The sequence below is a fragment of the Paenisporosarcina sp. TG20 genome (genome assembly GCF_000286315.1).
Taxonomy (GTDB): domain Bacteria; phylum Bacillota; class Bacilli; order Bacillales_A; family Planococcaceae; genus Paenisporosarcina.
In genome coordinates this window covers 1-13,378 of sequence record NZ_ALJG01000248.1, presented here as the reverse complement: position 1 = coordinate 13,378, position 13,378 = coordinate 1, and the positions used below count along the sequence as shown (strand labels likewise).

Here is a 13,378-nt window from a genome sequence, read left to right as displayed (position 1 = left end):
CGTGAGCCTCCTCGTCGCTTGAAAAACCGGTGCTCCTGCATCGCTTCGCTAGCTTCGTCGCAAACGAATTGGGCAAAATTGCTTTTGCCCAATTCGTTTCCTGCGGGGTCTCACTGGACGCGCTTTTCCCGCTGGAGTCGCCGCCTTCCACTACAATCATTCTCCTGTTTAAAATAACAGTGATAACAATATAGTTCTATAAATATAAAAAATCACCTTAATTTTTTAAAATGAAAGTACTTACACATAAATTAAATCGAATTACTAAATACGAATGTATCACTAAATAAAATTCACTTTCACTAGAAATTCAAGATAAACGCGTAATTTGTATGAATTAAATTCTTTTCATTAATTCCACTATCCAAAATTGCTATTTTCACAATACTCGATGTTATCTTTAACGAAAAAGCTATAAAGAGTTGTAGATAAAACTAATTTTTTTGCTTTTCATAAATTCTCTCTTATTTCTTCTGTTTTTTAAAAGAAGGTGCTAAGAATTAAATAAAATAAACTAATTCCATTTAATTCCTATATAGTATAATATAAGAATAGATAATTTGAGTTTATATAAAAGGAGGAATCACTATGCTTTCCAAAATATCTATACCAGATGGAGGACAAGTAATAATTTTAATCCTGTTATTGATTAGTGTTCTTGCCTTATTTTTAACGTTTTCTCAAAGTTATTTAAATTCTTCTCAGATAAATTTATTAGTGGAAAGAGCAGAAGAAAATAATCTTGAATATGAATTGGTAATTCACAACCAATTTACTAACTCATATAGTTTTTCAGTTCCAAATAAAACAATCGAACAATAGAACGATAAAAAAATAAAGACTAAGAACTATTTTTTACTAACCCCAAAAAGAAATGCCATCATCAAGTGTTTTTTTTGAAAAAGGAAATCACGCCACACATTAATCGTTTAAACGAGAGTCACACCTAACAAATTCCATTTCAACATGTTAGTCTCATATACTGGGTTCCTGGCGCCCTATAGTTATATATTTTTGTATGAAAACTCCTGTAGATAAAAAGACAATACTTGACTAACCTTTTAGCGGTCTACTCTTTGTTTCTGCATACCAAATTGCTACATATAATGCTACATCATACCCTGTTTTGTTTCAATTTTTCGCTTCGATTTTGTAGCGTGATCTCGCTATTTCTAAATTCTCACTACTTTGAAAAGTTTTTTGAAATTAGTAAACATAATATAACAAAAACTAGCGTTTCTTTCCTCAATAATTCAGGAAAGAAACACTAGTTTTTTATATACACTGTACTGCATAAGATGTCATACATATGCCTTGGCAGAACCAGCGTAGGCGCCTTGATATCTATCATCCCACACCTAAAAGAGTGTACTTTCTCGTTCGAGAAATCTGTAAGTAATACGACCTTTTACAAGTTAGGGAATGCTATTTTTAATGCATCACTTACGTTTTCAACGCCGACTACTTGGATTCCTGGTGGATAATCCCATCCCCCTAGATTTGACGCGGGAATAATCGCACGTTTAAATCCAAGTTTGGCTGCTTCTTGCACGCGCTGTTCAACTCGTGCTACACGGCGGACTTCACCTGTCAAACCGATTTCTCCGATAAAACAATCATGCGCACTGACGGCTAAATCACGGAAACTCGAGACAATTGTTGTCAGTACAGCTAAATCGATGGCGGGTTCATCTAATTTAACACCACCAGCTACTTTGATGTAGGCATCTTGAGTTTGTAGTAACATACCCATTCGCTTTTCCAAGACAGCCATTAATAGCTGGACACGGTTTTGATCGATTCCACTCGCCATACGTTTCGGGTAGTTAAAGCTAGTCGGTGTGATTAAAGCCTGTATTTCGACTAGTATCGGTCGAGTGCCTTCCATTGACGCTACTACACTTGACCCTGCCGCTCCTTGTGATCGTTCTTGCAAGAATAGTTCAGAAGGATTTAGTACTTCTTTCAGACCACTCTGTAACATTTCAAAAATGGCAATCTCATTTGTTGATCCGAAACGGTTTTTCTGCGAACGTAAAATACGATACGTATGATGTTGTTCACCTTCGAAGTAAAGCACTGTATCCACCATATGTTCAAGTATTCTTGGACCTGCGATTTGCCCTTCTTTCGTCACATGGCCCACTAAGAAAATAGCAATATTTTTAGTTTTCGCAATACGCATTAACTCCGCTGTACATTCACGTACTTGGGTTACACTTCCTGGTGCAGAAGTGACATCTGGGTGGTGCACCGTTTGAATGGAGTCGATAACGACAAACTTCGGTTGGACCTGATCGATTGCTTCGTTTACCAATTCCAAATTGGTTTCGGCGTATATATACAATTCGGAAGAATCAACACCTAGTCGCTCTGCACGAAGTTTAGTCTGTCTAATAGACTCTTCTCCTGACATGTACAACACGCGTTGCCCTTGATTAGCCAGTAACGCTGAGACTTGAAGTAGCAATGTGGACTTTCCGATACCCGGATCTCCACCAATTAATATAAGTGAACCGGGTACAATCCCTCCACCGAGCACACGATTAAATTCTGAAAGATTAATTTTCACACGTGGTTCTTCGTCAGTTTCAATAGCCGTAATCGGTAATGCTTTTTGCATGCTTTCTTCAGAATGTTGGAAAGTGCGACGAGGTCCTTTAGTGGTCACTTCTACCTCTTCTACCATCGTATTCCACTCACCGCAACCTGGGCATCGCCCCATCCATTTGGCAGATTCATACCCACACGAGTTACACATAAATTTCGTTTTACGTTTAGCCATAGTTCCTCCTATGTAGAAAAGCTACAGAGGTTTAGTCACATCGTGTCGCTAAACCTTTATGACCCGCAACCATGGGCCAAGCGTCCCCCACTTAATGGGCTGTAAGCTGGCGCTTGTAGCTAGACAATAATTATTATTTTTAAAAGAAAAAATGATTACTTATGTAAAAAAGAGCATTCCGATCAAGCTAGCCGGAATGCCCCAACTGTTTTATTTTACTACTGGCTCTTTTGCGTCAATACGGACTATAAACTCATCATTTTCTACATCAAAAACAATCGTTCTTTGTCCAGTTAAAACTGTGCCTTTTAATAGTTCTTCAGATAAGCGATCTTCAACATGTTTTTGAAGTGCTCTACGTAACGGACGAGCACCATATTCTGGGTCGTAGCCTTCTTTGGCAATCTTCTCTTGAGCTGCCGGAGTTAACTCTAACTCGATTTCTTGTTCTTTCAAGCGTTCCGTCAATTGGGCTGTCATCAACGTAACGATTTCTGCTAAATGTTCTTTTTCAAGTGAGTGGAACACAATCATTTCATCCACACGGTTTAAGAACTCTGGGCGGAAAGCTTTCTTCAACTCTTCGAGCATTCTACCTTTCATATCTTTATACTTTTGTCCACCGTCTTGCAAATTGAAACCGACATACTTGTTTTTTCTCAACGCTTCTGCTCCAACGTTAGATGTCATAATAACAATCGTATTACGGAAATCAACTGTACGCCCTTTAGAATCTGTTAAACGGCCATCTTCTAACACTTGTAACAAGATATTGAAGACATCCGGATGTGCTTTCTCAATTTCATCTAACAAGATTACAGAATACGGCTTACGACGGACTTTTTCTGTCAATTGGCCGCCTTCTTCATGTCCTACGTATCCCGGTGGTGAACCTACAAGACGTGAAGTGGAGTGTCTCTCCATGTACTCAGACATATCGACACGAATCATTGCATCTTCATCGCCAAACATGCTTTCAGCGAGTGCACGTGCAAGTTCAGTTTTACCAACACCTGTTGGTCCTAAGAAGATAAATGAACCAATTGGACGTTTTGGATCCTTTAATCCCGCACGCGCTCGACGTACTGCACGAGAAATTGCGGTAACGGCTTCTGATTGACCAATAACACGTTTGTGTAAGATATCTTCAAGATTCAATAATTTCTCAGATTCTGTTTGTGTGAGTTGCGCAACCGGAATTCCTGTCCACATAGACACAACTGCCGCGATATCTTCTACTGTTACTTCAGACTCCGCTTTGCCTTGTTGCTCTTTCCAAGACTTGTTCGTACTTTCGAGTTCTTCCTTCATTTTCTGTTCGGTATCACGGAAGGCTGCTGCTTTTTCGAACTCTTGGCTTTGAACTGCCGCATTTTTCTCTGAGCGAATCGCTTCTAAACGTGTTTCTAATTCTTTTAAGTTAGGCGGTGTTGTATATGAGCGTAAACGAACTTTTGAACCTGCTTCGTCAATTAAATCAATCGCTTTATCAGGTAAGAATCGATCAGAAATATATCGATCCGACATTTTCGCCGCTGCTACAATAGCTTCATCTGTTATTTTCACACGGTGATGCGCTTCGTAACGATCACGTAATCCTTGAATGATTTGAATGGACTCTTCTACGGAAGGCTCATCGACTTTAATTGGTTGGAATCGACGCTCTAAAGCAGCATCTTTTTCAATGTATTTACGGTACTCATCAAGCGTGGTTGCACCAATACATTGAAGCTCTCCACGGGCAAGTGATGGTTTCAAAATATTTGACGCATCAATTGCTCCTTCAGCACCTCCAGCACCAATTAACGTGTGGAGTTCATCGATGAAAAGAATAATGTTTCCAGCTTGGCGAATTTCATCCATCACTTTTTTCAAACGATCCTCAAATTCACCACGGTATTTCGTTCCGGCTACAACAGTACCCATATCTAAAGTCATGACGCGTCTGTCACGTAAAGACTCTGGGACTTCGTTTGCAACAATTTGTTGAGCAAGTCCTTCAGCTATTGCTGTTTTACCAACGCCTGGTTCTCCAATTAGAACTGGGTTATTTTTCGTGCGTCGAGATAATACTTCAATAACACGTGTAATCTCTTTGCTACGTCCAATGACAGGATCTAGAGTTCCCTCACGTGCGATTTGTGTTAAATCACGTGCCAAACCATCAAGTGTTGGTGTGTTCGCTGTAGAACTACCTCCCCCGCTTGCTTGAACGTGATCATTACTTCCTAATAATTGCAACACTTGCTGACGTGCTTTATTCAAACTAACTCCAGAATTGTTAAGTACACGTGCTGCCACGCCTTCACCTTCGCGAATTAATGCTAATAATAGATGTTCTGTTCCAATGTATGAATGCCCTAGTTTACGAGATTCATCCACCGACAATTCGATAACTTTCTTCGCTCTTGGCGTGTAATGAACGATGGGTCCTACTTCACCTGTTCCCATACCTACAAGTTCTTCAATACTATCTTCGATCATTTTTGGACTCACTTCAATTGCTTCCATCGCTTTTGCAGCAATCCCGCCACCTTCACGGATTAGTCCTAATAATATATGTTCAGTTCCAATGGATTCATGTTTCATACGGATTGCCTCTTCTTGGGCTAGTTGAAGCACCTTTTGTGCTCGTTGTGTAAATCGATTAAACATCATGAGTTTCCTCTCCTTCATCGTCTATGTTATTTTTCACTTGCAACCGTTCCCTAAACATCTTTGCACGGAACTCATCGCGTTCTTCTGGCTGAAGGGAAGTATCAGCATATTTTTGCAAAAAACCTGGTTGCATAAAAATCATGCATTCATTCAAAATCGAAACATTAATATTCTTAATCAATCCTAGATCAATTCCAAGACGAACATCAGATAAACAGCGTCCCGCTTCTTCTGTTGACAAAAGTCTAGCATGCGTTAACACTCCTAATGAACGATACAAACGATCTTTCAATGCATTCTCTCTTGTATTCATAAGAGCTAATCTTGCTTCTCGTTCTTTTTCAATAATTTGTTCGGTAATACTCTGTAAATCAGTTAAAATATCTTCTTCGGATTTACCGAGTGTTGTTTGATTAGACACTTGGTATATATTGCCGAGAGCCTTGCTACCTTCACCATATATTCCGCGAACAACCAACCCAAGTCTCGATATGACTGAGACGATGCGGTTCATTTGGTTGGTCATCGTAAGTGCTGGTAGATGCATCATTACTGATGATCGTAGGCCAGTTCCCGTATTAGTTGGGCAACTCGTTAAATAGCCAAATTGTTCATCAAATGCATACGGTAATTGTTTTTCAAGGATATCATCAATATTATTTGCTTGACGCCATGCTTCCTGCAATTGCAAACCCGGAAAAATACATTGTATGCGAATATGATCTTCTTCATTGATCATCACACTAACTGCCTCGTTATCTGATAATAAAACGGAGCCATTTATTTCTGAGTTGGCAAGCTTTGGACTAATTAAATGTTTTTCAACTAAAACTTGTCGGTTTAACGTAGAAAGCCCTTTTATATCTATATACGAAAAGGTCGTTTCAAGTTCCGCTTCTTCATCAAGTAAAACAGCTGAAACAGCTTTATCTACTTGCAGGGCCTCATTTTCAGAAAAAGAAAGAGGAAAACGATACCCTGTTAAATTTCGAGCAAGCCGAATACGCGTACTCATCACAATATCTGCATATTTACCCTCAAATGCCATCCAACTCATCACGGAGTTATTCAGAAAGTGTTCAATGTTCATCGTGATTTTCACCTCCGCTTTCTAGCTGTTTCTCTAAAGCGTAAACTTCGTCTCGAAGTCTTGCCGCCTCTTCAAAATTCTCAATTCCAATCGCAGTCCGCATTAATGTACGAAGCGATTCAATTTGTTTTTTCAAATGTAGAGTTTGACCAAATGCACCTGGTATTTTCCCAACATGCTTTACATTACCGTTATGCAATTTACTAAACACATCTGGCAGTTGTTCACGGAAACTTTCATAACAACTTGCGCAACCAAACTTTCCTTTATTAATAAACTGCCGGAATGTCCACTCACACGAACTACAAGTGACTGTTTGAGGTTGCCGCTTTTGTTCTTGTTGTTTGTTTTCCGTAATACCAAACCAATTAGATAATAATTGGTGGAGCGAAAGTGGATCCTGCTCAAAGTTTAAATGAAAGGGATGAAACTCCTTTGCACATTCTTCACAATAATGACGTTGCACATGCTCGCCGTTCTGTATTTCGGTTACGGTTACTTTTGTCGGACGCTGCTTACAATTTTCACATATCATTCAAGGTCGCCTCACTTTAACTGTTCATACTTTATTGTTAAAAGCATCGCTTGCAATATCCGCGAACGTAATTCATCACGATGAGGCAATGGTAAAACCAGCGTTGTGCGATCTAGTGCTGCTAGCATCATCTTCGCTTCACGCTTCGTTACCACTTCCTCATCGATTAGACGAAATACAATATCTTCCGTCATTGTTTGAGATGCTCCAAGCTTTAAACTCATTAGGATGGTATCAATCAAATCCACCTTAGTGTGAGCACGGACTCGAACTATTCTAATATAGCCGCCTCCACCTCGCTTGCTTTCAACAAGATATCCACGGTCTGCCGTAAAACGTGTATTAATTACATAATTAATTTGTGAAGGCACGCATTGAAATTGCTCAGCGATTTCATTACGCTTTATCTCAACATGCCCCTTATCATCTAATTCGATAACTTTCTTTAAATACCCTTCAATTATGTCCGATATATTACGCATGCAATCACCTCCTGACAAATTAGATTTGAGTGCGAGTCAGAGGGGATATCTAAAGTAAGTCTCTGACTTTGACTAACTTTGACTTAATTATATAAGGGGTGATGAAAGTGTGCAAATAATCTGTATCAAATGAGCTGTGTCAACGAGTGAAAGATATGAAAAAATTAGTTGAGTGTTATTTTAAGGTTGCCTCATTTGTGAAATGATCAGACTTAAATGGTTTTGTTTACGCTGCGCTACTGTTTGAAAGAAGTCATCACTTACGATATAATTCAAATCAAAAATAGCCACCCTTTAGGATGGCTGTTTTATCTATCAAAATAGTAAATATGCTATTGGTGTGACAATTATCAGAGTTAAGATAACACGTTGAACCCAAATGACGATTAGCTTTGGAATGGAAATCGGAATTTCTGTCGCCACGATGCAAGGCACAAGCGCAGAGAAGAAGATGATGGACGATACAGAAACGACCGCCACAACGAACTTCACAACAATAGCCGATTCAACAACTAGCAAGGCTGGTAGGAACATTTCTGCAATTCCGATCGCACTTGCTTTTGCTATAAGCATTGGTTCAGGTAATTGTAATAAAGCAGTGAATGGATAGAATATATAGCCAACCCAATCAAACAAAGGTGTAAATGTTGCCAACACAATGCCTAGTAAACCGATTGATAGAATAGAAGGCAAAATCGCCATTGCCATTAGCAAACCATCACGAACGTTTACGTATATATTTGTACCTAAACTAGGTGCATGCGCTACTGTTTCTTTCGCTTCACGCCATGCTGCGGCTAATCGTCCACCTTCTGGTTTAAGTTCTGGTTGAGGTTTAGCCCCCTCATAGTAATCATCTTTCATGCTACCAAGCGGCCAAATTCGAACCGTGATGGCCGTAACTGCAAACGTAACCAATAATGTAACCCAGAAAAAAGTATTCCATATTTCCATTAAGCCTAGAGTTTTGGCTACAATGACCATAAACGTTGCTGAAACAGTCGAGAACCCCGTAGCGATAATAGCCGCTTCACGAGCTGTGTATTTTCCTTCTTTATACACACGATTGGTGATTAGAAGCCCCAAAGAATATGATCCAACAAAAGATGCTACTGCATCGATTGCAGAACGACCAGGAGTTTTCCATACAGGTCGCATGATTGGTTGCATGAGGACTCCAATGAACTCGAGTAATCCATAGCTGACAAGTAAAGCTAAGAACACTGCTCCAATAGGCACTAATAAACCAACCGAGATGACTAGTTTATTAAATAAGAAAGGTCCCATGTCTGGACGGAATAACCATGCTGGACCGAATTCGAAGACAATCATGATTCCGACAACTAAACCCATTACTTTAAATAGTGAGAACACTTTGTCCACAGTCGACTTATTCCACGTACCTGACGCAAAAGGATATATCGCTCCTGCTAAAATGATAATAAGCGCATAGTATGGCAACACCCCTGTTGCATGTAATTGGATCCACGAGACAATGTGATCGAGCATGATTGATCTTTTTTCACCGATTGTGACTGGAACAAAAAACATAAATGCACCGATAAAACTATAGATGAAAAACTTCCACATTGGTGCTCGTGATTCCGTTATTAAACTAGAACTTTCCCCCACTTGTTGCATGTTATTTCCCCCTTTGTAATAAAACTCTCCCTGTGATAAATTCCAACCACGCATACACACCAGTTTTAACAGTTGCGTTTGTTGCGGTATCTCTCGTTGGATCTAAGCAAACGAAATCGATGTGTCGAACAGCTTTATGCTGACCTATCGCTAGCAAACTCTTAAACAATTCTTCGGCACTCATCCCACCTGGTGTAGACGCTGGTACGCCAGGCGCAACCGCTATGTCGAGTACATCCATATCAATGGTCACATACACACGGTCGACTTTTTTTGCTAATAAAGATAGTTCGTTCACTACGCACTGAGCCACCCCTAGCTCACGTGCTTTGCGTAAAGTTACCATCCGAATACCTTTTTCTTTGGCATAGGTAACAAGTGGAGCCGCGTTAAAATATCCATGTAAACCGATATTCACGACGTCTTCACCACGTACAGTTCCACCGTCAATCAACTGACGTATTGGCGTTCCGTTTGCTGGACCTAATTCCGCTGGATCCCTCACATCTAAATGAGTATCTAGTTGCAAGATGCCAACTCGTTCTGAAGGAAAAGCTTCCTTTACTCCACGAACTGCACAGGCCGTGACGGAATGATCTCCCCCAATTAAACAAGTAGTCGCCAAGTCAAATGTACGTACCAATTCACTCGTTGTTTCTTCAATTCGTTGATGTGACAGCGCAATATTTGTCGTGTGCATGGTGACATCTCCCGCATCGCGAACGGCATAGCCCGATAAATCCAAATCCTCATCCAAGTTATATGTAGAGAACCCTTTCCAAAGTTTACGGAACTCCATCGGGTATAATGATGCGCCTGACACACTGATAGAAGATCGTGATATAGGCGCACCATAAAGAATCATATCTGGAATCTCAGTCTCATCATTTAAAGGCTTTACCCATTGGTGGACGAAATCGCCTTCCCCTGCTCGCCAAGACCATTCAGGTTGCTGTAAATGTTTCATTTAACCCACCACCTGAAGGCCTTTTTTCCAAACAGAATGAACATGATTGACCCCAAATAAATATTGCAGTTCTTGATAATTAGAAACGTTCCACATCACAACATCGCCCTGTTTACCTACTTCAAGCGACCCAACTTTATCTTGCATATTAATTGCACAGGCAGCGTTAATCGTTGCTGCAACTAAGGCTTCTGCTGGTGTTAAACGCATCGAAATACATGCTAAATTCATGACTAGTGGCATTGAAGTTGTTGGCGAAGACCCCGGGTTGCAGTCTGTTGAAATTGCTACCGCAACACCTGCATCTACCATCGCACGACCTTTAGCAGCATCTTCACGTAAATACAATGCTGTTGCTGGCAATAAGCATGCGATTACTCCCGCTTCAGCCATTAAACGAACTCCTTCGTCTGATGCTTTCAATAAATGCTCAGCTGAAATCGCGCCCACTTTAGCGGCAAGTTCTGCACCACCATAAGACTTAATTTCATCGGCATGAATTTTAGGAATTAAACCAAGTTCTTTTCCCGCTATTAGAATACGTTCCGCTTGCTCAGGCGTAAACACACCTACCTCACAAAACACATCATTAAACACCGCAAGACCCTCATCCGCTACTTTTGGTAACATCTCATTCACCAATACATCAATATATTCTTCTTCCCGTCCCTTATATTCCTGGGGAACGGCATGGCCGCCCATAAAGGTTGGTACTAGATCGATTGGATGACTTTCATTTAACCGCTTCATAACTCGAAGTTGTTTCAATTCTGTTTCTAAGTCCAATCCGTATCCACTTTTCCCTTCAACCGTTGTCACCCCGTGTGCAAGGAACGAATCAAGACGACGCGTTGTTTGCTCGACTAATTCATTTTCCGTTGCTTCACGTGTCATACGTGTTGTTGCGTGAATACCTCCACCAGCATTCATGATTTCCATATAAGTTGAGCCTTCAAGACGCATTTCAAATTCACGTTCACGGCTTCCTCCATAAGCAACATGCGTATGTGGATCAACTAAACCAGGAGTTACTAAGCGTCCTGTTGCATCTACGACATCAGCTTCTTGAGCACGCGCTTCGAACGCTGCTTCAAGCTCTGAAGTAGACCCAATCGCTAGTACTTCACCGTTTTCAATCCACACACTACCGTCCTCAATAAGTTGAAGATCTGACATAGCCTCTTTACGTCGAGGTCCGTTTTCACCAGCTAAAGTAACAAGTTGTGCAGCGTTCTTTATCCAAACTGGTCTCATACCTCATCCCCCTTTAACATAGGAATGTTAACGCCTTTTTCACGTGCTGTGTCAATCGCCAAATCATAACCAGCATCCACGTGACGAACGATACCCATTCCTGGATCTGTTGTTAACACTCGCTCTATGCGAGCTTCTGCCTCTTTCGTACCATCTGCTAATATCACCATTCCAGCGTGGATTGAGTACCCCATCCCGACGCCTCCGCCATGATGAACTGATACCCAAGTAGCACCACCAACTGCATTGACCATCGCATTCAAAATTGGCCAATCTGCTACGACATCCGAGCCGTCTTTCATTGATTCTGTTTCACGGTTTGGTGAAGCAACTGAACCTGAATCTAAATGGTCACGACCGATTACAATCGGAGCGCTAAGTTCGCCGCTAGCGACCATATCGTTAATGATTTTTCCGAAACGTGCTCTTTCGCCATATCCTAACCAACAAATACGAGAAGGAAGGCCTTGGAACTGAATTTTCTCTTGCGCCATTTTAATCCAGTTACATAAATGTGTGTTATAACTAAATTCGCGTAAAATAACTTCATCCGTTTTAAGAATATCTTCTGGATCACCAGATAGCGCAACCCAACGGAAAGGTCCTTTTCCTTCACAAAACTGTGGACGAATATAAGCTGGTACGAATCCCGGGAAATCAAATGCACGTTCAACACCCTCGTCTTTAGCAACTTGGCGGATATTGTTTCCATAATCGAACGTAATTGCACCTTTATCCATCATCTCTACCATCGCTGACACATGTTTCGCCATAGATGCTTTTGACATTTTTACATATTCAGTTGGATTTTCTTCGCGAAGTTTTGCTGCATCTTGTAATGACATGCCCGATGGAATATAACCATTTAACGGATCATGCGCTGAAGTTTGGTCTGTTAAAACATCTGGAATAAAGCCTCGTGAAATCATTTGTGGCAATATATCAGAGGCATTTCCAAGCAAGCCGATTGATAATGCTTTGCCTGCCGCTTTTGCTTCTTCAGCTAATCGAATGGCTTCATCTAATGAATCAGTTTTAACATCTGTATAGCGTGTTTCAATACGTCGGTCGATACGTGTTTCATCAACTTCAATACCAATACACACCCCTCCAACCATCGTTACCGCTAAAGGTTGAGCTCCGCCCATTCCACCAAGACCAGCAGTTAAGGTGATTGTTCCTTTTAGCGATTGGCCGAAATGTTGTTTGGCCAGTTCCGCAAATGTTTCATACGTTCCTTGGACAATTCCTTGTGAACCAATATAAATCCAGCTACCAGCCGTCATTTGGCCGTACATCATCAACCCTTTTTTATCGAGTTCATGGAATGTTTCCCAGTTTGCATAAGCCGGTACGATATTAGAATTCGCAATTAATACACGTGGTGCATCTAAATGTGTTTTGAAAATCGCTACTGGCTTTCCAGATTGAACGAGTAATGTCTCGTCATTTTCTAACTCTTTCAATGAACGCACAATTGCGTCAAAGCATTCCCAGTTCCTAGCGGCTTTACCGATTCCACCATAAACAACTAAATCCTCAGGGCGCTCCGCCACATCTGGATCCAAGTTATTCATGAGCATACGAAGTGCAGCCTCTTGCTGCCATCCTTTTGTATTTAATTCTGTTCCTCTGTAACGGAAAACGCGATCTTTTGTATTTGATGTCATTTCTCATCATCTCCCTTAAATTTATTCTATGTATTAATTATAACTTGAAGTTTCAGTTAATTTAATTATGAAATGTAATACTTATTATGGTTTAATGACTAAATAACCTACCTTTTTATTACTTTTATTATTTATCTCATATAATCCTTCTTTTTTACAAAAAAAAACCAAATAATTTTGGAGGGCACTGAAAAAGTCCTCTTAGAACATCAATGCGAGTATGGGAACGATTTCGTTCCCATACTCGCATTTTTCTCTTATAAGCCGTGGATTTCCGTTCCAGGCAGACGCGTTCC

Annotated in this window: 10 protein-coding genes; 1 reads left to right on the top strand and 9 read right to left on the bottom strand. The window is 40.6% G+C overall.

Annotated features, from left to right (window positions below; translation table 11 throughout):
- Nucleotides 1-588 precede the first annotated feature (588 nt).
- Nucleotides 589-822 (top strand): hypothetical protein, encoded by a 234-nt coding sequence (locus B371_RS0106480; RefSeq protein WP_019413493.1) that lies wholly within the window; start codon nt 589-591, stop codon nt 820-822.
- 586 nt (nt 823-1,408) lie between these two features.
- Here B371_RS0106480 and radA read toward each other — a convergent pair.
- The 9 genes from radA to hutU form a co-directional block, all read right to left on the bottom strand.
- Complete coding sequence (radA, locus tag B371_RS0106475; protein ID WP_019413492.1) at nt 1,409-2,785, bottom strand: DNA repair protein RadA; 1,377 nt, start codon at nt 2,783-2,785, stop codon at nt 1,409-1,411.
- Between the two features lie 210 nt (nt 2,786-2,995).
- On the bottom strand, nt 2,996-5,443 hold the full coding sequence (locus B371_RS0106470) for an ATP-dependent Clp protease ATP-binding subunit (RefSeq protein ID WP_019413491.1): 2,448 nt from the start codon (nt 5,441-5,443) through the stop codon (nt 2,996-2,998).
- Nucleotides 5,433-6,533, bottom strand: coding sequence for a protein arginine kinase (locus B371_RS0106465; protein ID WP_019413490.1), 1,101 nt, complete (start codon nt 6,531-6,533; stop codon nt 5,433-5,435). The genes B371_RS0106470 and B371_RS0106465 overlap by 11 nt, the downstream gene beginning before the upstream one ends.
- Nucleotides 6,523-7,068 (bottom strand): UvrB/UvrC motif-containing protein, encoded by a 546-nt coding sequence (locus B371_RS0106460; protein ID WP_019413489.1) that lies wholly within the window; start codon nt 7,066-7,068, stop codon nt 6,523-6,525. Before B371_RS0106460 ends, B371_RS0106465 begins: the two co-directional genes overlap by 11 nt.
- 11 nt (nt 7,069-7,079) lie before the next feature.
- Nucleotides 7,080-7,550 carry a CtsR family transcriptional regulator gene (locus B371_RS0106455; protein WP_019413488.1) on the bottom strand — a complete coding sequence of 157 codons (471 nt, stop codon included), beginning with the start codon at nt 7,548-7,550 and terminating at the stop codon, nt 7,080-7,082.
- A gap of 315 nt (nt 7,551-7,865) precedes the next feature.
- A complete protein-coding gene (locus B371_RS0106450; RefSeq protein ID WP_019413487.1) occupies nt 7,866-9,191 on the bottom strand; it encodes a YjiH family protein in 1,326 nt (441 codons plus the stop codon).
- Nucleotide 9,192: 1 nt separating this feature from the next.
- On the bottom strand, nt 9,193-10,158 hold the full coding sequence (locus B371_RS0106445) for an agmatinase family protein (RefSeq protein WP_019413486.1): 966 nt from the start codon (nt 10,156-10,158) through the stop codon (nt 9,193-9,195).
- Complete coding sequence (hutI, locus tag B371_RS0106440; protein WP_019413485.1) at nt 10,159-11,412, bottom strand: imidazolonepropionase; 1,254 nt, start codon at nt 11,410-11,412, stop codon at nt 10,159-10,161. It abuts the gene before it with no gap.
- On the bottom strand, nt 11,409-13,082 hold the full coding sequence (hutU, locus tag B371_RS0106435) for a urocanate hydratase (RefSeq protein ID WP_019413484.1): 1,674 nt from the start codon (nt 13,080-13,082) through the stop codon (nt 11,409-11,411). The genes hutI and hutU overlap by 4 nt, the downstream gene beginning before the upstream one ends.
- Nucleotides 13,083-13,378: the final 296 nt, after the last annotated feature.

Excerpts from the sequence above, each read along its gene's own strand:
- hutU (WP_019413484.1), bottom strand. The coding sequence starts at position 13,082 with ATGACATCAAATACAAAAGATCGCGTTTTCCGTTACAGAGGAACAGAA.
- B371_RS0106460 (WP_019413489.1), bottom strand. The coding sequence starts at position 7,068 with ATGATATGTGAAAATTGTAAGCAGCGTCCGACAAAAGTAACCGTAACC.
- radA (WP_019413492.1), bottom strand. The coding sequence starts at position 2,785 with ATGGCTAAACGTAAAACGAAATTTATGTGTAACTCGTGTGGGTATGAA.
- B371_RS0106480 (WP_019413493.1), top strand. The coding sequence starts at position 589 with ATGCTTTCCAAAATATCTATACCAGATGGAGGACAAGTAATAATTTTA.
- B371_RS0106455 (WP_019413488.1), bottom strand. The coding sequence starts at position 7,550 with ATGCGTAATATATCGGACATAATTGAAGGGTATTTAAAGAAAGTTATC.
- B371_RS0106450 (WP_019413487.1), bottom strand. The coding sequence starts at position 9,191 with ATGCAACAAGTGGGGGAAAGTTCTAGTTTAATAACGGAATCACGAGCA.
- hutI (WP_019413485.1), bottom strand. The coding sequence starts at position 11,412 with ATGAGACCAGTTTGGATAAAGAACGCTGCACAACTTGTTACTTTAGCT.
- B371_RS0106465 (WP_019413490.1), bottom strand. The coding sequence starts at position 6,533 with ATGAACATTGAACACTTTCTGAATAACTCCGTGATGAGTTGGATGGCA.
- B371_RS0106445 (WP_019413486.1), bottom strand. The coding sequence starts at position 10,158 with ATGAAACATTTACAGCAACCTGAATGGTCTTGGCGAGCAGGGGAAGGC.
- B371_RS0106470 (WP_019413491.1), bottom strand. The coding sequence starts at position 5,443 with ATGATGTTTAATCGATTTACACAACGAGCACAAAAGGTGCTTCAACTA.